20 protein-coding genes are annotated in these 22,230 nt (G+C 64.9%); 5 read left to right on the top strand and 15 right to left on the bottom strand.

Going from position 1 to position 22,230, the window contains the following annotated elements; all coding sequences use genetic code 11:
- Positions 1–8: 8 nt before the first annotated feature.
- The 9 genes from nanR to QP803_RS03000 are packed head-to-tail and all read right to left on the bottom strand — an operon-like array spanning position 9 to position 9,542.
- Positions 9–743, bottom strand: coding sequence for a transcriptional regulator NanR (gene nanR, locus QP803_RS02960; protein WP_284946188.1), 735 nt, complete (start codon positions 741–743; stop codon positions 9–11).
- Positions 744–746: 3 nt separating this feature from the next.
- Entirely contained in the window at positions 747–1,793 is a 1,047-nt protein-coding gene (locus tag QP803_RS02965; RefSeq protein ID WP_284946189.1) for a Gfo/Idh/MocA family protein, read from the bottom strand.
- Between the two features lie 10 nt (positions 1,794–1,803).
- Positions 1,804–2,643: a phosphogluconate dehydrogenase C-terminal domain-containing protein gene (locus QP803_RS02970; protein WP_284946190.1), complete on the bottom strand. Its 840-nt coding sequence runs from the start codon at positions 2,641–2,643 to the stop codon at positions 1,804–1,806.
- A 22-nt stretch (positions 2,644–2,665) separates the two neighbouring features.
- A complete protein-coding gene (locus tag QP803_RS02975) occupies positions 2,666–4,030 on the bottom strand; it encodes a four-carbon acid sugar kinase family protein (RefSeq protein ID WP_284946191.1) in 1,365 nt (454 codons plus the stop codon).
- Positions 4,027–5,304, bottom strand: coding sequence for a 3-oxo-isoapionate-4-phosphate decarboxylase OiaX (gene oiaX / locus QP803_RS02980; protein WP_284946192.1), 1,278 nt, complete (start codon positions 5,302–5,304; stop codon positions 4,027–4,029). Before oiaX ends, QP803_RS02975 begins: the two co-directional genes overlap by 4 nt.
- A 13-nt stretch (positions 5,305–5,317) precedes the next feature.
- The gene (locus QP803_RS02985) at positions 5,318–6,385 is read right to left on the bottom strand and encodes an ABC transporter permease (RefSeq protein WP_284947810.1); all 1,068 of its coding nucleotides are present in this window, start codon (positions 6,383–6,385) and stop codon (positions 5,318–5,320) included.
- A 2-nt stretch (positions 6,386–6,387) separates the two neighbouring features.
- Positions 6,388–7,917, bottom strand: a complete 1,530-nt coding sequence (locus tag QP803_RS02990) for a sugar ABC transporter ATP-binding protein (protein ID WP_284946193.1) — start codon at positions 7,915–7,917, stop codon at positions 6,388–6,390.
- Positions 7,914–8,600, bottom strand: a complete 687-nt coding sequence (locus tag QP803_RS02995) for a DUF2291 family protein (RefSeq protein ID WP_284946194.1) — start codon at positions 8,598–8,600, stop codon at positions 7,914–7,916. Before QP803_RS02995 ends, QP803_RS02990 begins: the two co-directional genes overlap by 4 nt.
- Before the next feature lie 3 nt (positions 8,601–8,603).
- Positions 8,604–9,542 carry a D-ribose ABC transporter substrate-binding protein gene (locus tag QP803_RS03000; protein ID WP_284946195.1) on the bottom strand — a complete coding sequence of 313 codons (939 nt, stop codon included), beginning with the start codon at positions 9,540–9,542 and terminating at the stop codon, positions 8,604–8,606.
- A 182-nt stretch (positions 9,543–9,724) separates the two neighbouring features.
- On the opposite strand from QP803_RS03000, the gene ppa reads away from it, so the two are divergent.
- Positions 9,725–10,258, top strand: a complete 534-nt coding sequence (ppa, locus tag QP803_RS03005; protein WP_284946196.1) for an inorganic diphosphatase — start codon at positions 9,725–9,727, stop codon at positions 10,256–10,258.
- A gap of 31 nt (positions 10,259–10,289) precedes the next feature.
- A complete protein-coding gene (locus QP803_RS03010; protein ID WP_284946197.1) occupies positions 10,290–11,831 on the top strand; it encodes an ArnT family glycosyltransferase in 1,542 nt (513 codons plus the stop codon).
- Positions 11,832–11,843: 12 nt separating this feature from the next.
- Here QP803_RS03010 and QP803_RS03015 read toward each other — a convergent pair whose 3' ends face one another.
- From QP803_RS03015 to QP803_RS03025, 3 genes are all read right to left on the bottom strand, one after another.
- The gene (locus tag QP803_RS03015; protein ID WP_284946198.1) at positions 11,844–13,340 is read right to left on the bottom strand and encodes a helicase HerA domain-containing protein; all 1,497 of its coding nucleotides are present in this window, start codon (positions 13,338–13,340) and stop codon (positions 11,844–11,846) included.
- A gap of 34 nt (positions 13,341–13,374) precedes the next feature.
- Positions 13,375–14,553: a BaiN/RdsA family NAD(P)/FAD-dependent oxidoreductase gene (locus tag QP803_RS03020; RefSeq protein WP_284946199.1), complete on the bottom strand. Its 1,179-nt coding sequence runs from the start codon at positions 14,551–14,553 to the stop codon at positions 13,375–13,377.
- A 245-nt stretch (positions 14,554–14,798) separates the two neighbouring features.
- On the bottom strand, positions 14,799–15,713 hold the full coding sequence (locus QP803_RS03025; RefSeq protein ID WP_284946200.1) for a LysR family transcriptional regulator: 915 nt from the start codon (positions 15,711–15,713) through the stop codon (positions 14,799–14,801).
- 93 nt (positions 15,714–15,806) lie between these two features.
- Between QP803_RS03025 and QP803_RS03030 the strand changes: the two genes are divergently transcribed.
- Both QP803_RS03030 and QP803_RS03035 read left to right on the top strand, forming a co-directional pair.
- Positions 15,807–16,643 carry an SDR family oxidoreductase gene (locus tag QP803_RS03030; protein WP_284946201.1) on the top strand — a complete coding sequence of 279 codons (837 nt, stop codon included), beginning with the start codon at positions 15,807–15,809 and terminating at the stop codon, positions 16,641–16,643.
- Between the two features lie 293 nt (positions 16,644–16,936).
- Complete coding sequence (locus QP803_RS03035; RefSeq protein WP_284946202.1) at positions 16,937–18,223, top strand: DEAD/DEAH box helicase; 1,287 nt, start codon at positions 16,937–16,939, stop codon at positions 18,221–18,223.
- Here QP803_RS03035 and QP803_RS03040 read toward each other — a convergent pair.
- From QP803_RS03040 to QP803_RS03050, 3 genes are all read right to left on the bottom strand, one after another.
- Positions 18,220–19,635, bottom strand: coding sequence for a tetratricopeptide repeat protein (locus tag QP803_RS03040; RefSeq protein ID WP_284946203.1), 1,416 nt, complete (start codon positions 19,633–19,635; stop codon positions 18,220–18,222). The genes QP803_RS03035 and QP803_RS03040 overlap by 4 nt on opposite strands.
- Before the next feature lie 65 nt (positions 19,636–19,700).
- Positions 19,701–19,979: a DUF427 domain-containing protein gene (locus tag QP803_RS03045; RefSeq protein WP_284946204.1), complete on the bottom strand. Its 279-nt coding sequence runs from the start codon at positions 19,977–19,979 to the stop codon at positions 19,701–19,703.
- Positions 19,980–20,126: 147 nt separating this feature from the next.
- Positions 20,127–20,465 carry a 4a-hydroxytetrahydrobiopterin dehydratase gene (locus QP803_RS03050; protein WP_284946205.1) on the bottom strand — a complete coding sequence of 113 codons (339 nt, stop codon included), beginning with the start codon at positions 20,463–20,465 and terminating at the stop codon, positions 20,127–20,129.
- A gap of 213 nt (positions 20,466–20,678) precedes the next feature.
- Here QP803_RS03050 and gnd point away from each other — a divergent pair, with 213 nt between their 5' ends.
- Positions 20,679–22,124 (top strand): NADP-dependent phosphogluconate dehydrogenase, encoded by a 1,446-nt coding sequence (gene gnd, locus QP803_RS03055; protein ID WP_284946206.1) that lies wholly within the window; start codon positions 20,679–20,681, stop codon positions 22,122–22,124.
- Positions 22,125–22,230: the final 106 nt, after the last annotated feature.

Genomic DNA, 22,230 nt, shown 5'->3' on the forward strand with positions numbered 1-22,230 from the left:
CCTCGTTGCTAACCACCCGCTTGCGGTGAGGAGAACAACAAGCGGCTGCGTTGGAGATGCATGCGCATCGCCTCCGCGGCCGCTTCCTCGTCATGGGCAATGATCGCGTCGAGGATCAGCCGATGTTCCTCCAGCGTGATATGCTCATGGCCTTTCCAATGCAGCGCACTCGCATGGAACATGCTGAGCCAATGCAGCATGCCGTGACTGACGGCTTCGAGCACGGCATTGCGTGTCACCGCCGCGATGGTGGTGTGAAACTCCATATCCGCCACGACGAAGCGGCCGGCGTCATGCGTCAGATGCGCGGCCTGCCGCGCGAGAGCTGCCTCCAGCAATGTAATGTCGGCGGCTTCGGCTTTCTTTGCGGCCTCCCGCACCATGCCGATTTCAAAAAACACCCGCGCTTCCTGCAGTTGCGTCAGGGACTCCGGCTGCGTTGCCAGCACATGCCGCGCGGCGTGGTCGATCTGGCGAATGACATCCGCGACCGTGGGCTGAACCACGCGCGCCCGCTCGCCATGAGTGATGGCGATCAGCCCGAGCTTCTCCAACCGCTGCATCGCCTCCCGTATCGCCGGGCGACCGACGCCATAGGCAGTCATCAGCTCGCGCTCGGAGGGGATTTGTGAGTCGGGCGCGAAACCGCCGGTTTCGATTTGCTTGAGCAGGCGATCGAAAACCTCGTCGGAGAGCTTGCGCCGCGCGATCGGTAGCACGGCCATGGCGTCAGGTTTCGCCATCCTCTAGCCGGGCGGATACAGCGTGGCGGGCGCGACCACTGCGCCGCGTTCGGCGGACTCATACGCCGCCATCACCAGGCCGTAGGTGCGGAGATTATCGGCACCGGAGGTTTCCGGCGGCATATCGCGCGCCCAGGCATCGATCCAATGGCGCTGCAGGTTAAGCACACTTTCCTGCAGCACATGCCAAGGTTTCGTGGTCCATGGCGGCGTTTCAGGCTCGACTGAATAGACGTCGACCTTGCCCTGCGCCGTCACCCGCATGCAATACCCTTCCATCAGTTCGACAGTGCCGAGATCACCCTCAATGCGCAGCAGTGTTTGCGGAAAGGGATCGGGCAGGCGGCGGCTGGCATAGCTGCAATCGACGATGCTGGTCGCACCATCCTCATGGCGGATGATCATTGACGCCACATCTTCCCCGACGATGGCGGGATTCACGCTCTGCGTGGTGCAATAGAGGGTCTCGGCCTCGCCCATGATCGTGCGGCAGATGTCGAGGATATGAATGCCGAGATCGATGAGGATGAAGCGCTTTTCGGTGGCAAGATAGGGCTGTCCGGAAAACACGTCATAGCCGCTGCGGAAGGAGACATGGGCGAAATGCGGCGTGCCGATGCGGCCATCGGCCACCAGCTTGCGCGCCGCCATGACGGGTGTCTGGAAACGGAAATTCTCATGCACCATCAGGCGCACACCGGCCGCCTTACAGGTCTCTACGATTGCAATGCACTCCGCCCAGTTCGGGGCCAGGGGCTTTTGCACGATGACATGTACGCCCTTCGCCGCCGCCTGGCCGACAAGATCGCGATGCGTCTGCATCGTGGTCGCGATATCGACGAAATCGAGCTGCTCGGCGGCAAACATGGCGGCGGCATCGGTATAGGCGCGCGCAACGCCGAACTGCGCCTTCGCCGCTTCCGCTTTTTCCGTGTCGCGGTCACAGACGGCGACGATCTCGACCTCGGGGATCATCGACCAGGCATGCAGATGGTTCTGGGCAAAGAAACCGCAGCCAATGACAGCGGCGCGCAGTTTTGGTGCGGACATGGCGCTCATCTCACGCCTCGCAGATGTCCTTAACCGATTGCATGACGGCATCCTTGTTGAAGACGCGGTCGAGCCAGCCCTCCCGAAAGATCTGAGGCTTTGCCTGTTCGATGGCGAGGAGCGCGCCATCCGAAAAGCGGCCCTCGGGGAAGATGCCGAAGGCGATGGACAGGCCGATGTTGATATGGCCGAGCATGAAATCCGTCGCGGCTTGTTGGGGCACGCCCCGGCGCACCGCCTCATCCACCGCGTCCTTCATGGCCAGGCAGAGCGTGATACCCACGGTCTCGGACAAGGCGGGCTCCAGGATGGCGATATTCTCCACCGTACAGCGGTGCGCCCGCATCACCGGCTTGTAGATCTCGCGCGCCACTTCTTCACATAGGGCATAATGCTCTTCAGGGCCCTGCATCAGGGCACAGACGATATGCTGCTTGGCGTGGACGCCGCCAAAGAAATCCGCCTTGGCGGTCGGCGTTGTCTCGTCATTGATGATGGGCGGATGGCAGGGATGGGTCACGAAATAGGTCACATCCGCGCGCGTCGGCATCTTGCCGGCATAGGGTGCGGCGGCATCCAGCACGATGATGGCTGTGCCTGGCCGGATCTTGTCGATGATGTCATGCGCGATGCTGCCGATCAGCCGGTCGGGCACCGCCATGACGACAACATCAGCCTGTCCGAGGGCGATATCCCGTTCGACGCAGTTGACACCGACAGCGTTCTTCAGGCGCTCACGCCCGGTCTCGGACACTTCGACATGATCGACATCGAAGCGCGAGCCTTGCAGATTGGTGGAAAGACGGACGCCCATCTTGCCACCGGCGCCGAGGAGAGCGACTTTCGTCATGGGATGATCCTTTTCATCGTGTCTAGCCGCCCGCCTTGATGCGGACGAAATAGTCCGGGCTGCCCATCTGGCCGCCCTTGAGCGCGAGTTCCAGCGCATGATGCGCGGGGTCTTCGGAATATGCGCGGCAAAGCGCCGCACCCGGCACGGTCGGGGCGAGGGCGGTGAGGGCGAAGACACCCAGCGCCAGGGCCGCATGGCTTGAGGTATCACCGCCGGCGATGATGCCGCGGTCAATGCCCGCCGTGCGCATGACGCGGTCCAGAATGCGGCCGAGGCCGGTCCCGATCCGGTCGTTCACGGTTTCCAGCGAGACGCCCGCGGTCTCGGCCGCGCGGCGAAGTTCGGGCACCGAGGCGTCATCCGGGCCACGCGCCGTGAAGATGGCGGGATCCTGGCCGAGGGAGAGGGCGGCGAGCGCCAGGGCCGCGACACGCGCCTGTTCGGCATCCCAGGCACGCTCATCGACGGCGGCGGCGGGGTTCAACCGGATGCCGGCGAAGCCGTGATTTTCGGCCCAGGCGATTTGTTGCGCCGTCACAGGTGAGCAGGAGCCGGAAACCGCGACGACATGGGCGGCGGGGGGCGCTGGTTGCGGTGGCGCGGCATGCGAAATGAAACCCGCCTTTTGCCAATGGGCGATCAACGCATAATCCACACCCTGTGATCCCACCACGAATTGTGTCGGTTCACGATGCGCCCAGACCAAGCGCCCGGCTTCGGCGAGGGTGTCGTCATCGACGATATCGAGCGAGACGATTGTCGCACCCTCGCGCCGGACATGGTCGAGCGTTGCATCGCCACGGCCTTGCTTCATGGCGACAACATCGATCAATCCGCCGGGGAGCGTGGTTTGTGCCCTGAGATGACGGAGCAGATCGGCCTCATGCATCGGCGTGACAGGATGACGGCTCATCGTCGGATGCCGGTCGAGGCGATAGCCGGTGCCGGCAACCGTTGCGAACAGATTGCCGAAGGTCTGGTAGCGATGAATGGCGGGCGCTGCCGTAATCAGGGGGATCCAGCCATTGCCGAAAACCGCCTCGCCGATATCGATCGCGGCGCCGATGGAGCCGATCTCCGGCGCGGAATCGAAGGTCGAGCAGATCTTGTAATGGATCAGAGGCGCGCCGGTGGCGCGCAGCGCCTGATAGATCGGTGGCAGATGATCGCGCATCCAGTCGGGGCTTTTCGAGCGTGCGATGCCGGCGATGCCAATGCCGCGCTGGCCCGGAAAGCGCGCGAGTTGCGCCGCTGTCGGCACGTCGAAGAACAGCACCGACGGCAGGCCCGCGAAGGTGAGTGCCTCCATGGTGGCGGCGGAGCCGGTGAAGTCATCACCATACCAAGCGATGAGCGGTCCACTTTCAGGGAAAAGCGTGGTCATGACGCGCCGCTTTCCCCGAAGGCCGCGATGGATTGTGCAAGCTCGGGGTGCTGCCGCGCATACTCTGCCAGCGGAATGCCGGCGACAGCTGCTTCCCACGCCTGGGTGATGGCGCGCACGCCCGCGCCGGGGCCGCCGGGATGACCCATGATGCCGCCGCCACCGAGATAGAGCAGATCGACGGAGCCGCCGTTGCGGGCATAAGTTTCGGGCGCCTGGCCGCCCCATTGGCCCGACCCCACCGCCGGCAGGGCGCAATCGGCCTCGGTCAGCAAGGGTGTCGAGACAGCGCGGAAGGAGCGTAGAAAGGACTCGTCGGGTTCCCAATACTTGGCGCCGATGCCATTGACCTGGAACTGGTCAACACCGAGCAGACGCCACAGGGCTTGGTAGACGCTGAAATCCCAACCCATGCCGGGATGACGGGTCATCATGTCCCAGCCGCTGCGATGCGCATGCAACACGAGGCGGGACCGGCGGCGCAGATAGGTCATGCCGCCATAGCCGATGGCGTTGATATTGATCACGGCGGCATTGCCACCTGCATCGGCCACCAGGTCGTGCTGGCGGAGCATCGCCTCTGGGTCGGCGCTGGAAATGCCGAAGGCATACATCACCTTCTTGCCGGTCTTCTGCTCGTGATCGAGAATGACGGGCATCACGGCGCGCACACGGTCGGCAAGCGGCGCATAGCCGGGGTTCATCATCTTTTCATCGTCTTTAATGAAATCCGCGCCGGCGTCACAGAGTTCGCGGGCGACCATGGCGGTGTCTTCCGCCGTCAAACCCAGTGCCGGCTTGATGATGCTACCGATCAAGGGTCGGTCATAGACGTTGGTCAATTTCCGGCTGCCGGCGATGCCGAAAGCGGGGCCGGGATGGGCGCGGATGAAGGCGGGCGGCAGCGTCAGCCCGACGATGCGCACCCCCGATAGGCCGCGCACGGCAAAGACTCCGGCGAAGGCGATCGTTACCAGGGCCGCGATATCCGTACCGATGACATCGAGCGGAAACTCGATATCGACATCGGCACGCGCATAGGGGTGCGAAATGCCTGATGTCACCGCATCCTGGGGAAACACCGGATGCGCATGCGGTTCGAGCCTGCGAATATCGATGACGCGCGCGGCGCACCGATCCTTGAGGTCGGCCGTCTCGCCGGGCACCTCCACGAAGGTGCCGGTGGTCTGGTCGCTCGCGATCTTCTCCGCCATGCGCGCGATGTCGCCGGCGGTCTCGATGCGATAGGTCAGCCGGATCGATTCGCGTGCCATGTCTGACCTTCGGCTAGCCGAGCTGCGCCTGCAACGCCATCTTGCGTTGCATCTTGCGCTGCACCTGGTCGAGCACCACGGCGGTGATGATCACCAGGCCTTTGATGACCATCTGCCAGAAGGCATTGACGCCGAGCATGACAAGGCCATCGCTCAGTACGCCGATGACGAAGGCGCCCACCACCGTGCCGCCGATGGTGCCGCGCCCGCCCATGAGGGAGGTGCCGCCGAGCACGGTGGCGGCGATGGCGTTGAGCTCAAAACTCTCCCCGCTGGCGGGGTTGGCCGCGACCAGTTCGGATGACACGACAAGCCCGGCGAAGGCCGCGCAGAGGCCGGAGATGACATAGACGGCGATCTTGATGCGGGTGATGCGCACGCCCGACAGGCGCGCCGCGTTCTCGTTACCGCCCACGGCATAGACCTGCCGCCCGAAGGGCGTCTGCCGCGCGATATAGGCGGCGACGCCGGTGAGGATGACGAGGGCGACGATGGAAAAGGGAATGCCGAGGATGGTGCCGGAGCCGAGGAACGGAAAGCCGGTATTGCCGAGATCGTGGCTGCCGACCAGATTGGCGAAGGTCTGGCCATTGGAAATCAGGAGAGCGATGCCGCGCGCGATATAGAGCGTGCCGAGCGTCGCGATGAAGGGCGCCACGTTCAGCTTTGTCACCAGCACGCCGTTGAAGCCACCGATGAGCATGCCCGCGGCGAGCGTCATGGCCACCGTCTCCAGCACGTTGGGATAGATGGTGAGACCCATGGCGGTTATGGGAATACCTTGATCAATCAATCCGCCCGCCACCATGCCGGCGAGGCCGACGATCGATCCCACCGAAAGATCGATGCCGCCGGTGAGAATGACGAAGGTCATGCCGATCGCCATGAAGGCATTGATCGCGACGTGCTTTGCCAGAATAATCAAGGTCGATGGCGTCAGGAAGTTCGGCGTGGTGATCGAGAAGAAGACCAACACGACGATGAGGGCAATGAAGGTGCGCATGCTGATGAGCAGCATGGGCAGGGACATGCGGGCCCTGGGCGCGGCGACGCGCGTTTGGCTGAGAGGGGCGGGCTTCATCGTCACGCGGCCTGCTTTCGGTGGGATTTCGGTGTGGAGGCCGCAACCAGGGCGGCCTCGGTCATGGTCTCGCGGGTGAATTCGCCCGCGATGCGGCCTTCCGTCATCACCAGCACACGGTCCGACAAGGCCAGAACCTCTTTCAGGTCCGAAGTTGCGAAGGCAATGGCGAGGCCTTCGTCCGCGAGGCGACGCACCGAACGGAAGACTTCCGCCTTGGCGCCGATGTCGATGCCGCGGCTGGGCTCGTCCAGCAGCAAAAGCTTCGGTCGTGTCAACAAAGCTTTGCCGATGACGACCTTCTGCTGATTGCCGCCGCTCAAGGCCGTGATTTCAACCTCCGCTGTTGACACCTTGATCCAGAGCGAGCGGATCATGGCATCGATACCCTCCATTTCCGCCTTGCGCGATACCCAGAAGCCTCGTGTGAAGCGCCATAGGGCAGACAGAGACAGGTTGGAACCGACCGAAAGCGATTGCACCAGCCCTTCGCGCTGACGGTCTTCCGGCACGAAGGCGACGCCGCGCCGAATGCGTTCAGGCAGGCTCATGTCTGACAGATCGGTGCCATCCACCACCACGCGCCCCTGCGCTTCGGCATGCGCGCCCATAATGCACTCGAATAATTCGGAGCGCCCGGCACCGAGCAAGCCGTAGAATCCCACGACCTCACCCGCGCGCAGGGTGAAGGAGACGCCATCGACGACGCGGCGGCCCTGGCGACCGGCTAGGCCGATGTCCTTTGCCTCCAGCACCACACGCTGGGCGTGATGCACGGCAGGCGCCAGCACGGCTTCCAGCGGTCCGACCATTTCATGAATGATCCAGGGCACGGAAATCTGTGCCTTCGGCGCGCGCGCCTGCAGTCTGCCATCTCGCAGCACGGTGATATAATCGCCGATGCGTACGAGCTCTTCCAGGCGATGCGAAATATAGATGATCGCGACGCCTGCGCTTGTCAGGTCATTGACGATGCGGAACAGGATATCCACTTCCGTCGCACTCAGCGCCGATGTCGGCTCATCCATGATGAGAATGCGCGCATCCTCGACCAGCGCCTTCGCGATCTCCACGATCTGCTGCTGACCGATGCGAAGATCACCGACCAGGGTGCGCGGGTCGAGCGTCTGTCCCATGCGCAGCAGAATCTCGCGGGCGCGGCGAAGCTGCTCGGCATGGTCGATCGTCAGGCCGTAACGCCCCAGCGGGCGGCCGATAAACAGGTTTTCGGCGATGCTCAGGTTAGGACACAGGTTGAGTTCCTGAAAGATGATGGAAATGCCGTGCTCCGCCGCCTGCCTCACGGAGGAGAAGGTGACCGGCTTGCCGTCAAGCTCCAAGGTGCCGACGCTGGGCCGCTCGGCACCGGCCAGGATCTTCATGAGCGTGGATTTTCCGGCGCCGTTCTCACCCACCAGAACATTGACCACGCCGCGATAGACATCGAAATCGACATCGGTGAGTGCGGTGGTCCCCGGATAGACTTTGCCGATGCCGCGCGCCCGCAGGATGATGGGATCGAGGTCGCTCATGCCGCCACCGCCAGGGTCACGGGCGTGATGTCGATCTCCCCGGTCGAGGACGGGTCCGCCATGCCGCCGGAAAACGTCACGGACTTGCCCAGGAGGGTGGTGAGATCAATGGTTTTGTGAATATCGGCCATCGCTTGCATATTCAGCGCGCGGGAGACCGTGGCGTATTCGATTTGATTGACGAAGGCCGCGAAGTCGAGAAAGGGCAGGCAGTCCCGTACCGCACTGCCGAAGACCACGGGCCCGACTTGAACGATGACGGGGGAGGAGACGGCGGGGACAGTGAGCGTCACTGTGCCGTGACCCGATTTCAGGTCGACCGCCGTGACCTTGCCCGTACCTTTGATCGCAAAGGTCCAGGCGCCACCTTCGGCGGCCGGTGGCTGGCCGTATTGCTTATCGGCGGCGTCCGAATCCTTGGCGAGCCCGGCCAGGACCGCTGCCAGATCATGCGCGCCAGCCGCGAAGAAGGGCACAACCTTGGGCTTCCAGAGTGTGGCGACATAGGCCGTCGCGTCGAAGCTATCGGGCTTCTGCGGATCGGTTTTGACGGCGGTGCCGTTGCGAACGATCTTGCATCCGGGAAGTGCTGCCAGAACGAGACCGAACAAGAGAAGGTCCCGCCGCGATGGGGTCGCGACATGCACCACAGGGTGCATGTCGCGGAAAGACGATACCAGCATCGATCAGGGAGAGAGCGTGAAGTTGTTGAGCTTCGCCGCATTCGCCTTGGTGATGAGCACGCAGTTGACGAGCTGCTTCTCGGGTTTTCCCGTAGAGCCGGTCTTGAGGTATTGGTCAGCCTCAGTCACCGCCATTTGCGAAATGTCGAAGGCGGGCTGCATCGACGTCGCCTGGATCTTGCCCTGCTCGATGGCATCGCGCACATCATTGCTGCCGTCGAAACCCACGACGAAAACGTCTTTCTTGCCGGCGGCCTGAAGCGCGGCCGAGGCGCCCATCGCCATGGTGTCATTGCCGGCAATGACGCCCTTGATATTGGGCTGGGCCTGGAGGATCGATTCCATCTTGGAATAGGCTTCGGTCTGGCTCCAGTTGGCGCTCTGCTGCGCCACCATCTTCAGGCCGGTAAATTGGTCGAGCACGTCGTGATAGCCTTTGGAGCGCACGCCGGCATTGGTGTCCGAAGGCTTGCCGGTCAGTTCGGCATAATCGCCGCTCTCGCCCATGACCTTGGAGAATTCCTGACCGCCGAGCGTAGCACCCTGGTAGTTGTTCGACACGATTTGCACGACGGCCACGCCGGTCTTGTTGATCTCACGATCAATCAGGAAGCTCGGGATGCCGGCGGCCTTGGCCTTCTCGATAGCGGCGATGGAGACGTCGGCGCCTGCATTGTCGAGGATGATGGCCGATGCCTTGCGGGCGATGGCCGTGTCGATCATCTGATTCTGCTTGTTAGCGTCATCATCATGGGACAGCGACAGCACATCGTAGCCGAGCGCCTTAGCCTTGGCGTCAGCTGCATTGGCTTCCGTCGCGAAGAACGGATTGTCGTGTGAGGGCGTGATGATGACGATCAGCTTGTTGGCGGCGAATGCCGCCGGTGCCATCGCCAGGGTGAGCCCCACGGCGAATACGGCGAAACCGGTCTTCTTGCGCAAGCAAAAACCTCCCTTGGATGCGTCGCATTCAGGCGGCGCTGTTGAATTCTTGGCGAGCCCCGTCATGGGCGCAGCATAATGATACAGTCATCATACCAGTTCCGGCAAGAGGCCGCTTCCCCAAGTTTACGCTGTCGTTGCGGGCTGCTAGAGCCATCGAACCACCGAGACCGGAGAGTGTGATGGACGTGACCAAGATCCCCGTCGGCAAGGCGCCGCCCGGCGACATCAATGTGGTGATCGAGATCCCACAGGGGTCTTCGGTGAAATACGAAATCGACAAGGACAGCGGGGCCATCGTGGTCGATCGCTTCCTGTTCACGCCCATGGCCTATCCGGCTGCGTATGGCTTCATTCCCAATACCTTGTCCGAGGATGGCGATCCGGCCGATGCGCTGGTTCTTGTGCCGGCCCAGGTCGTTCCGGGCGCGGTGATCCGGGCCCGCCCCATCGGGGTTCTGTTCATGGAAGACGAGTCCGGCAAGGACGAAAAAATCATCTGCGTGCCGCATGACAAGGTGCATCCGCAGTTCAAGGACCACACCGAGCTTTCGACACTGCCCGAGATCACCATGAAGGTGATCGAGCACTTCTTCACCCGCTACAAGGATCTGGAGCCCGGTAAATGGGTGAAGGTTACCGGCTGGGGTGGCCGCATCGAGGCCGAGGCCGCGATCGAAGCCGCGATGAAGCTCTTCGCCAGCACCAAGGCCTGATCGCTCGCCTCTGACAGACAGGCCGCCGCACATGATCCCCAGGGCGATCGGCCCTTGGATCGTCGCGGCGGTCCTTCTGGTCCTTTCCGTCGCTACGCGCCTGCCGGCCTTCGCCTTCAGCGTGATCGATTGGGACGAGAGCCTGTATTTCCTGATGGCCGAGCAATGGCGCGCCGGGCATCTTCCGTACACCACCCTGTTCGACAATAAGCCGATCGGCATCTACGCCATCTTTGCGGCATTCCAGGCCGTGCTGGGGGACAGTGTCGCCTCCATGCGCATCGCGGGCGTCGTGGCGACTTTCGCGACCGCGATCTTGATCTACCGCATCGCCCGCCATGTCATGGCGCGGCAAGGTCGCGCGGTGGAACTCTGCGCCGGCCTCGCGGGCGCCTGGTTCGTGGTGGCGACGGTCGCGGAAGACGGTGTCGCCTCCAATACCGAGCTGTTCATGGTGCCCTTCACCTGCCTCGCCATGCTGATGGCCATGACCGGCGGCGCACGCCTTGGGGCTGGGCGCCTGCTCGCCATCGGCCTCTCCCTCGGCGTCGCCTTCATGGTCAAATACGTCGCGGTCTTCGACGTGGGCGCGGTGCTGCTCGCGACCGCCCTGGTGTTCGGCCGGACGCGCGGGGGCCTCGTGGGACTGGGCGATCTGCTGCGCTATGCGGTGCTGATGGCCATCGGCATGCTGCTGCCCTTCCTGGCCGCCGCCGCGCTTTACGCCGCCCACGGTCAGTTCGCGGTCTTTGTCGATGCCAGCCTGCTGTCCAACCTCCGTCGCGCCGCCGTGCCGCTTTCGGCCGCGCGTTTCCTGAGCGCCTTCTGGTCCCATGCCGTGCTGTTCCCGCCTTTGTACGTCGCGCCGCTCTGGCTGCTCCTGCGACTCTTTGCCGCTGAGCGACGCGGCACCCTCATGCTGCTCGCCTGGGTGGTGACGAGCGCGGTCGGCGTTGCCTCAGGCGGCCTCTATTTCTCGCATTACTTCATCCAGATTCTGCCGGTGCTGTGCATCGCCACCGGCATCATGGTGTTGGATCTGTCGCGCCGGGCCAGCCTCGCCCCGCGCGCCGTTCTGGTGATCTTGGCCGTACTCGTGCTCGTGGCACCGCTTCGGGCGGCGGGCACGGATATTGCGCGCATGGGCCCGGTGCTGGCTCGCCCGCCCGTCGGTCTCGGTCTATTGCGAGACACCACTGCCGATGTCGCGGCGGCGATCGGGCCCGAACTGGCAAAGACGCCCGGTGCCACCGTCTATGTCTTCGACGATCAGCCCATTCTCTACAGCCTGCTGCATGTCACGCCGCCGACGCGCTATGCCTTTACGTCTTTCGTGCTGTCGCGCCTGCTGGCGCATGTGGCGGAGATCGACCCGATGGCGGAGTTCGATCGCATCATGGCGACCAAGCCGCTGTTCGTGATCTGCAAGCGCGTGCCGGACATCGGCGCGCCCGAAACGCGGAACATGGATGTCTATGCCAAGCTCGGCCAGGATCTCGCGGCGGGTTATGTGCTGTGGCGGGCCTATGATGACACGGTGGTGTTTCGCCGCGTCACGGGGACGCCGACCTAAGCAAGATGGCGCCTAACCCAGCGCCAATTCGTCCACACCGGGATGTGCGGGCGCCGTTGCCCAGGCCAATTCCACCAGCGTCACGATCCGCCGACCCAACCCGTCGAGCTGACAGACGATGAGGTTTTGCTCCTCCATATAGGCGAGCAGCCGCCGCGCCCGACCCAGCGATCGGGTGCCATAGGCACGGGCGAGGGCGCCGTCACTCGGGCAAGGCAGCCGGTCCCGCGCCGCGCGGGCGAGCATGAGGAAAATGCCCTGCATATCCTCGGGCAGCACCGAAGCGCGGGCGGTCACGTCCTGCCAACTCGCATCCTCGGCTTCGTCCGCACCGACGCCGGCGCGGGCATGGGTCAGCATGCGGCGGAACACCGGCAGGTCCGGCGCGGCGGCACCGATGCCCTCGATCCGGCAGCGCACGAGGAAATCCTGATACAGCACGCCGATGGCGCGGAACCCGGCCTCGGGATCGGCCAGCATCGTCCGCAGGATGGCGTCCAGCCGGGCGCGGCGCTCGGCCAGCAGCGCCGGGCTGGTCTCGATTGCGCTTTCGGTCAGCAACTCGCTCGCGGCGGGCTTGGTCGCCATCAACTGGCTGAGCAGATCGGGCGGCGGTGGCGTGGGCGCCCGGCGCGCGATCCGCGCAGCCTCCGGCGGCGGTGCGGCGAGAATGACGGCACGCGCATCGTCCAGCCCTGCACCCGGCATGGGCATCAGGCGCGGGCTGGAACTGCGCGCCTCCGTCTCCGTCGGCGAAATCCGCAGCGCCAGCGGCCGGCGCGACAGGGCAGGGCCGAGGGCGATGAAATGCCCGCGTTCCAGATCGCGGAAGGCCTCCGCCTGGCGGCGTTCCATGCCCAGCAGATCGGCGGCGCGCGCCATGTCGATGTCGAGGAAGGTGCGGCCCATGAGGAAGTTGGAGGCCTCGGCCGCCACGTTCTTGGCGAGCTTGGCCAGCCGCTGCGTGGCGATGACGCCGGCCAGGCCGCGCTTGCGGCCGCGGCACATCAGGTTGGTCATGGCGCCGAGGGAGAGTTTGCGCGCCTCGTCCGACACTTCGCCGGCGACGGCCGGGGCGAAAAGCTGCGCCTCATCCACCACCACGAGCATGGGGTACCAATGGTCGCGCCCGGTCTCGAACAAGCCGCCGAGAAAGGCGGCGGCGCGGCGCATCTGGCCCTCGGCGTCCAGGCCTTCGAGGTTTAGCACGGTCGACACGCGATGCGCGCGGGCGCGCTCCCCCGCCAATTGCAGCCCCTGTTCGGTATGGGCCTCGGCATCGATCACCAGATGGCCGAAGCGCTCGGCGAGGGTCACGAAATCGCCTTCGGGGTCGATCACCGCCTGCTGCACCCAGGGCGCGCTTTGTTCGATAAGGCGCCGCAGGAGGTGGGATTTGCCGGAGCCGGAATTGCCCTGCACCAGCAGGCGGGTGGCGAGCAATTCCTCCAGATCGAGGGTCGCGGCACCGCCTGCCGCTGTCAGCCCCATCTCGATCGCAACCGTCATCCCGACTCCGTGGCCCTGGCAGACGACGGGCTTATCAAGCCGCCGTCTGCCAGTCGAGCAAGCCGCGCGCGGCGGCGGCGCCTGTCGCCATGCACGCCTGGAGAAGGTAGCCGCCGGTCGGCGCCTCCCAATCCAGCATTTCGCCGGCCGCGAAAACGCCGGGCAGGCGACGGAGCATGAAGCGGTCATCGACCTCATCCAAGGCGATGCCGCCGGCGGAGGAAATGGCACGGTCGAGGCCTTGCACGCCCGTCACCCGCAGCGGCAGGGCCTTGATCAGGGCGGCGAGGGTGACGGGATCTCGCGGCAGGTCGAACTGGCCCTCGCGCAGCATGTTCATGGCGACCGGCGCGAGCGACAGCGTGCGACGCAAGCCGTTGGACAGGCTATCGCGTGGCCGCAGCATGCGGAGCTTTTCGGCGACCGCCGCCTCGCTCAGGTCGGGGCGAAGATCGACCGTAATGGTGCTCGGCCCGGCATCGCGGAGCGCCGAGGACAGGCCATAGATGGCGCCGCCTTCCAGGCCATAGGCGCTGATGACGGCATCACCGCGTGAAACGCGGCCGAGGGCGCGGATCGCCACGGATTTCAGCGGCGTTCCGGCGAAACGCTCCCGAAACACCTGCGTCCAGCCGATCATCACGCCCGAGTTCGCGGGCTTCAGCGGCGCGACCTCAATGCCCTTGGCTGTGAGGATGTCGGTCCAATTGCCGTCACTGCCGAGGCGCGGCCAGGACGCGCCGCCGAGCGCCAACACCGTGCCCTCCACCGGCACCGGCTCCATGCCGTCAAACAGCAGCGCGCCGTCATCGGCAAAACCGTGCCAGCGGTGGCGGAGGTCGAAGCGCACGCCCTGCGCTGCGAGTCGCGCCAGCCAGGCGCGCAGCAGTGGCGAGGCCTTCATAGCTTTGGGGAAAACCCGTCCGCTGGAGCCGGTGAAAAGCTCCTGACCCAGCCCTTCCGCCCAGGCGCGGAGCGCGTCGGGCGGAAAGGCATGAACTGCGGCTGCAAGACGCGGATCGGTCGTGCCGTAGCGGGTGACGAAGGCGTCGAGCGGTTCGGAATGGGTCAGGTTGAGGCCACCGCGCCCGGCCATCAGCAGCTTGCGGCCGACCGAGGGCATGCGGTCGAAGACCGTCACACTTTGACCGGTGGCGGATAGGATTTCGGCGGCCATAAGCCCGGCCGGGCCAGCGCCAATCACAGCGATCATAGGGAGAAACCTAGGTCAGCCGTGACGCGTGTGGACATCAATTGGCGTTTGGGGAGGGTCATGGGCGCGGTGTAGCACGGCGGCCGATGGTTCATACTGGCGTGAGTTTGGTTGACCGTAACCCCCCAGTATAAACGCCGTGTGTAGACGTATTTTGTGGTGACGCGTGACGACCAAAGAACCGAGGCTTGGCTGCTGCACCGCCGGAGCTCCTGACCGTTCCGACGATCGCCGCGTTGCGCGCCTTACGCGGGACCGCCTGAGGTTCCCTCCGACGCCTTCAGCACGTCGATGAAGGCCCGCAGCCCCGGCGGCACATGGCGATGGCCCGGGTAATAGAGGAACAGGCCGGGGATCCAGGGGCACCAATCGTCCAGCAGCCGCACCAGCTTGCCGGCGTCGAGATAGGGCCGGGCTGTCCGCTCCGGCACATAGGCCACGCCAAGCCCGCCAACGGCGGCTTCCGCCATGAGTTCGACATGGTCGAGCGTCAGCACGCCGGGCACATCGATCGTCAGTTCCTGGCCATGACGCGCGAACTCCCACCGAAACAGCTTGCCACTGCGCAGGCGGAAGCGAATGCAGGCGTGATCCCGCAGATCATCGGGCGTCTGCGGCGTGGTTCGGCCGCGCAGATAATCGGGCGAGGCGATGGTCACGAAGCGGGCCTCGCCGCCGAAGCGCACGGCGATCATGTCCTTGGGCACCGCCTCACCCAGCCGAATGCCGGCGTCGAATCCTTCGGCGATGACATCGACCAGCCGATCTTCCGTCACCAGGTCCAATTCCATGTCCGGGTAGCGCGCCAGGAAAGTCGGCACGACGGAGCGGAGCAACAGCCGCGCCGCGACCTCACTGGTATTGATCCGCAGCCTGCCGCTCGGGCTGTCGCGGAAGCCCTCCACCTCCTCCAGCGCGCGATCGAAATCCCGTAGGACCGGTTGCAGCCGGTCGAACAGCCGGGCGCCGGCCTCGGTCGCCGAGACGCTGCGCGTCGTCCGATGCAGCAGGCGTACGCCCATGCGCGCCTCCAGCATTCGCATCATATGGCTGAGCGTGGAGGGCGACAGGGCCAACTCGTCGGCGGCTTTGCGGAAGCTGCGATGCGCGACGATGGCGGCGAAGGCCGCAAGATCGCTCAGACTGGGTCGCTCATTCATGGGTAAATTTCACCAACTCATGCCACATCCTGCCGATAGTGCCATGAATGGCTGAGGTCTAGATCCGCCGTCGCAACCCGAAAGGATCATCCCATGAGCAAGACCTGGTTCATCACCGGTACCTCCTCCGGCCTCGGCCGAGGATTGGTCGAAACCCTTCTCGCCCGCGGCGACCGCGTCGCCGCCACGCTGCGCACGGTCAGCGCCCTCGATGACCTCAAGGCGCAATATGCTGACCGGCTCTGGCTGGCGGCGCTGGACGTGACCGATACCGCCAAAGTGCGCGCCGTGGTGGATCGGGCTTTTGCGGAACTCGGCCGCATCGACGTCGTTGTGAACAACGCCGGCTATGGCTTGTTCGGTGCGGGGGAGGAGGTGACGGACGACCAGATTCGGCAGCAGATCGACACCAACGTGATCGGCTCGATCCAGGTCATTCGCGCGGCGCTGCCGCATCTGCGCGCGCAGGGTGGCGGTCGGATTATGCAGGTTTCGTCCGAGGGCGGTCAGATCGCCTATCCGAACTTCAGCCTCTATCACACCAGCAAATGGGCGATCGAAGGCTTCGTCGAGGCCGTTTCACAGGAAGTCGCGTCCTTCGGCGTCGCTTTCACCATCGTCGAGCCCGGCCCGACACGGACGAACTTCCGCGCGGGGCTCGTCAGCCCGCCACCCATGGCGGTGTATGACGACACGCCGGCAGGGGCGGTGCGCCGCGCCGTCAAGACAGGCACCTTCGTCTTGAAAGGCGACGCCATGAAGATGGCGCAGGCGATGATCGATAGCGCGGAGAGCGAGCCCGCGCCGCTACGCCTTCTCCTCGGTGCGGACGCCTATGTCCGCGTGCGAGCGGCCCTGATGGGCCGCGTCGCGGCCCTCGATGCGCAGAAGGAGATCGCGTTTTCGACGGAAGTGGACGAGGGCAGCTAGTAGGCGAGACGCATGTGGCGGATGACCCTGCACTCATCCGCCCTACGGCGGTCCGCCTCTCGTAGGGCGGAAAAGCGCAGCGCATTCCGCCGTCCAAGCGATCCCGAGCCATGCGTATAGCGCGTGATACTATGTGAGGCTTGTATTTATACCTGGGGTTGAGCGAGAAGGGCGCGACCGTGCCTCGCCAGGGACGCCGCTCCTTCTGCCGGCACATTCCAACCCATCAACCGACCCCATTTGCGCAGCCTTCCGCCGCGCCGACCAACGCGCCTAGGAGGCGCCCAAAGCTTATGAGCCATCTCTCCGCCATCGACCCCACCTTTGCCGACCTCGGCCTGAACCCCAAGCTTCTCGCGGCCCTCGCCGAGGAAGGCTACACAACGCCGACCCCGATCCAGGCGCAGGCCATCCCCTTCCTGCTGAAGGGCCGCGATCTGCTCGGCCTCGCCCAGACCGGCACCGGCAAGACCGCCGCCTTCCTGCTCCCCATCCTGCATCGCCTCGCCGCCGACCGCCGGCCGGCCCCGCCGCGTTGCGCCAATGTCCTGATCCTGGCGCCGACCCGCGAACTCGCTTCCCAGATCGATGCCAGCATCGCGGCCTATGGCGGCGATCTCGGCATGACCCACACGGTTGTCTTCGGCGGCGTCAGCCAAGTGCATCAGGTCTCGGCCATGCGCCGTGGCGTCGATTTCCTCATCGCCACGCCGGGCCGGTTGCTCGACCTCGTCAGCCAGGGCCATATCGACCTCAGCCATACCGGCGTGCTGGTGCTGGATGAAGCCGACCATATGCTCGACATGGGTTTCGTGAAGCCGATCCGTCAGGCCGTGGCCATGCTGCGCTCCGACCGCCAGACGCTGCTCTTCTCCGCGACCATGCCGAGCGCCATCGCGACGCTGGCCGATGGCTTGCTGCGCGACCCTGCGAAGGTTGAGGTCACGCCGCCTTCCACCACCGTCTCCCGCATCGGCCAGACCGTGATGTTCACGGACCCCGAGAATAAGCTGAAGCTGATCCAGTTGCTGGTGAAGCCGGCCGAAGTCAGCCGCGCCATTGTCTTCACGCTGACGAAGAGCACGGCCAACAAGGTCGCGGAGGCGCTGACCCTCGCGGGCTCCCCCGCCGAGGCGATCCACGGCAACAAGTCGCAGGGCCAGCGCGAGCGGGCGCTTGCCGGCTTCAAGTCGGGCGCCGTGCGCGTTCTTGTCGCGACGGACCTCGCGTCACGCGGCATCGACGTCGATGACGTGAGCCATGTCTTCAACTTCGACATGCCCAATATCGCAGAGAGCTATGTCCACCGCATCGGCCGCACGGCGCGTGCCGGGCGCGAAGGCCTGGCCGTGTCGCTGTGCGAGCCCGAGCACCGCGCCTGGCTGCATGCGATCGAGCGGACGATCGGCCAGCCGGTGCCGATGTCGACTGATCATCCGTATCACTCCGAGGCGGCGCGGCTGTCCACGATGAAGGCGCCGATCCTGGGTGGCGGCAAGCGTCCCCAGGGTGGCCACGCCCCGCGCGGCCAGCAGCAGGCCGCCAAGCCCGCGCGGGGCCAGTATCGCCACCCGCGCTAAACAGGACTCGCCCTGGGCGGCGTAGGCCGCCCAGCCAGCGCCGGGGTTTGCATGGCCAGCGCGTGCAGATCACGCGTGACCTCCGCCATGACCGACCCCCAGTCGCCCGGCTGTGGCTGGCGATACAGGCGCAGAGACGGATACCAGGGGCTGTCCCGCCGCCCCCTGATCCATCGCCAGCAGGAATCGAATCGGTTCAGCAGCCAGACCGGCGTGCCAATTGCGCCGGCCAGATGGACCACGGCGGTATCGACTGCGATGACAAGGTCCAGATTGGCCATCAGGGCGGCGGTGTCGGCGAAATCCTCCACGTCTTGCATGACCTCGATCAGTGGAAAGCCAGCTGGTGCCGGCAGGCCGGCCTTCTGCAGACTCACGAACCGCACCCCCGGCAGGTCGAACAATGGCGCGAGATAGCGCGGATCCATTGAGCGTCTGCGATCGATGGCGGCGAAGGCGGGGGCGTGGGAATAGGCTTCGCCCGCCCAGGCCAGGCCGACCCGCAGGCCTGGTGGAACCGTTGCCGCCAGACGCACCCGCCATTCGGCGCGAAGCGCGGCATCGGCCGTGACGTAAGAGGGCGCACTCGGAATGGTGTCGATCGTCGTGCCCAATGCGAAGGGCATGCTCTGCGCGGGGCAATGCAGGTCGAAGTTCGGAAGATCTTCGCCCGCAACGGCGATCTGGCCGATCCCGGTCACCCCCCGCAGCAGCCGGACGAGCGGTTTCTGAACCTCGGTAATGACCTTCAAGCCGCGCGTCTCGGCCAGCCGCCCGAAGCGGCAGAATTGGAGCGTGTCACCGAAGCCGCCTTCGATATGCACCAGCAACCGTCGGCCCGGCGCGGCCTCCCCGTGCCAACGCGGTTGAGGGAAGGTGCGATAGGACGCAATCATCACGGGCGTTTGCCATCGCCGTTCATAGGCGGCCCAGCCCGCCGCCAGCTCGCCCGTCCGCAGCAGCGCGAGACCGAGACTGACATGGGCCGACGCAGTCTCGGGCCGGAGTTCGATCCCCCTGCGGTAAGCGGCGATGGCGTCAGTCAAGCGCCCCTCGAATTCGAGGGCGCAGCCGAGGTTGAGGTAGGTGTCCGCGTCGTTCGGCGCCAGGACAGCTTCATCGCGAAAGGCCTGGGCGGCCTCGCTCACACGGCCCAGATCCAGCAACGCGCGGCCGAGATTAAAATGCGTGCCCGGATGATTGGGGGCAAGATGGATCGCCTGCCGATAGGCGACGGCGGCCTCTTCCGGCCGCTCCAACCGCATCAGGGCATTGCCGAGGTTGCGGTGAATTCTCGGATCCTGCGGCGCGAGCACTGACGCGCCCCGGTAGCCCGCGGCGGCCTCATCGAAGCGGCCGGCATTCTCAAGCGCGATGGCGAGGTTATTGGCGGTGATCGCATCTGGCGTCATGGGTCCGCTGTTCTGGACTCATGACACTTAGGGAATCGTTACCCCCTGATGCAGGATGATCTGATTTAGGAGACGGTGACGCCCTTCCAGAAGGCGACCCGATCCTTGATGTTCGCGGCGGCGTCCTTGGGCTCGGGATAGTACCAGACGGCATCGGCGTTCGTCTTACCGCCGACTTCAAGGCTGTAGTAATGCGCGGTCCCTTTCCAGGGGCAAACACTGGTGAGTGCGCTCGGCTTGAGCACGTCTTGCCGCAGTGACGCGGCAGGGAAGTAGGCATTGCCCTCGACGGTCACGATGTCGTCGCTTTCGGCAATGGTCTGGTTGTTCCAGGTAGCTTTCATAGCGTCGTTCCTTTCGATGATGCGTGATTGAGCGTCGCATGGCCCGGGCCGGAGGCGAAGCCAGAGTCCGGCAACAAGGTCGTGATGCGTTTCTTCACCATGTAGGGCGAAAAAGCGCAGCGCCTTCCGCCACCCTGGGCGTTTAAGTCAGCCTTCCCCCAAGCCATCGATCCGCGCGGCAACGACGAAATCCGTGCGATGCAATCCGCCGATGGCATGGGTATGCAGCGAAACTTTCACGAAACCCCAGCCAAAGGCGATGTCGGGGTGATGTCCGGCGGCTTCCGCCACATCGCCCACGCGGTTCACGAAAGCGAGGGCCGTCGCGAAATCGGGAAACTTCCACTCGCGTTCGATGCGGGAGGGCGCGGCCGCCAGATGCCACCCTGGCACCTCCGGCAGCAGCGCTGTGATGCCGGCAAGATCCAGCGGCGGCATGCCGCCGTGGCAGGGCACGCAGTGTTCCTGGGCGAGCATGGTGGACATGGTCTTTCCCTTTGTGATGCGCCCAGCCGCGCCGGGCTCTGCCGCCCTTCAAGGTGGCGCGCCATCTTATACGACAGCGGCGATCGATGTCGTGTCACACCCGGCGCGCTTGGGACCCCGCCGCGCTTGGGGCGGCCTATGCGAAGGCCCCGCTCGCGGATTAGGGTCCCGGCCGACGCGGCGTAGCCGTCAGAGAGACGAGGAGGACACATCATGAGTGATCACGCAGCAGCCGGAACGGCGGAACTGGGCGTTCTGGGCTTGGCCGTCATGGGCGCGAATCTCGCCCGCAACGCCGCCCGCAAGGGCTTCGAGGTCGCGCTGTTCAACCGCAATCACGAGCGCACCGATAAGCTGATGGCTGAACACGGCCATGAAGGAAAGTTCGTCGCGACTAAGTCGGTCGCCGATTTCGTTGCGGCCCTCGCGAAGCCCCGCGCCATCATCATCATGGTCAAGGCCGGAAAGCCGGTCGATGACATGATCGCCGAACTGTCCGAGCATCTGGACGCCGAAGACATCATCATCGACGGCGGCAATTCGCTGTTCACCGATACCAGCCGCCGCTTCAAGGAATGCCAGGCGAAGAACATCCGCTTCATCGGCATGGGCATTTCTGGCGGCGAAGAGGGCGCACTCGAAGGCCCGAGCATGATGCCGGGCGGCGAGCGCTCGGCCTATGACCACATCGCGCCGATGGTCACCAAGATGGCCGTGACGGTCGAGGGCACGCCGTGCTGCACCTATATCGGCACTGAAGGCGCCGGCCATTACGTCAAGATGGTGCATAACGGCATCGAATACGCCGATATGCAGCTCATCACCGAAGCCTATGACATGATGAAGACGCTCTATGGCCTCGACGCCGCGGCCATGGCCGAGATCTTCACCGAGTGGAAGGCCGGCGACCTCGATTCATATCTGATCGAAATCACCGCCGCCGTGCTGCGCAAGACGGACGACACCGGCAAGCCGCTGGTCGATGCGATCGTGGATGAAGCCGAGCAGAAGGGCACCGGCCGCTGGACGGCGCAATCCGCCCTCGACCTCGGCGTGCCTGTCACCGCCATTACCGAGGCGGTCTATGCCCGCGCCCTGTCCGGTCGTCGCGGCATGCGCGGCGAGGCCGAGAAAAAGTACCCGCATCCGGCAGTGGCCATTCGCAAGCCCGAGAAGGCCGAGATCGACGCTATCCGAGACGCGCTCTATGCCTCCAAGATCGTCGCCTATGCCCAGGGCTTCGAGCAGATGACGGTCGCCGCCCAGCAGTTCGGCTGGGAACTGCACCTGGGCGAAATCTCCACCATCTGGCGCGGCGGCTGCATCATCCGCGCCCGCTTCCTCGACCGCATCAAGGAAGCCTATGACCGCGACCCCAAGCTGTCGAACCTGCTGCTCGACGACTATTTCCGGGACGCGGTGGTGAAGGCCGAGGCCGCTTGGCGTCAGGTCATCGTGCGGGCCGTTCAGAACGGCGTGGCGGTGCCGGCCTTCTCCTCGGCGCTTGCCTATTATGACGGTCTGCGTCGGGCGCGGGGACCGGCCAATCTGCTCCAGGGTCTGCGCGATTACTTCGGCGCCCATACCTATCGTCGCCTGGATAAGGACGGCAGCTTCCACACCCGGTGGAGCCAGGACGGCAGCGAAATCGAGGCTTAGCCTTTGATCACGCATGACGGGTTCGGGTTGATCCGTCGTACCCGTCTCCCGTCATGGCACGCGAAGGCGTGCCATCCACGCCTTGCCTTCGTTTCGCAAGGAAGGC

Source organism: Acidisoma sp. PAMC 29798, assembly GCF_030252425.1.
In the GTDB taxonomy this organism is placed as follows: domain Bacteria; phylum Pseudomonadota; class Alphaproteobacteria; order Acetobacterales; family Acetobacteraceae; genus Acidisoma; species Acidisoma cladoniae.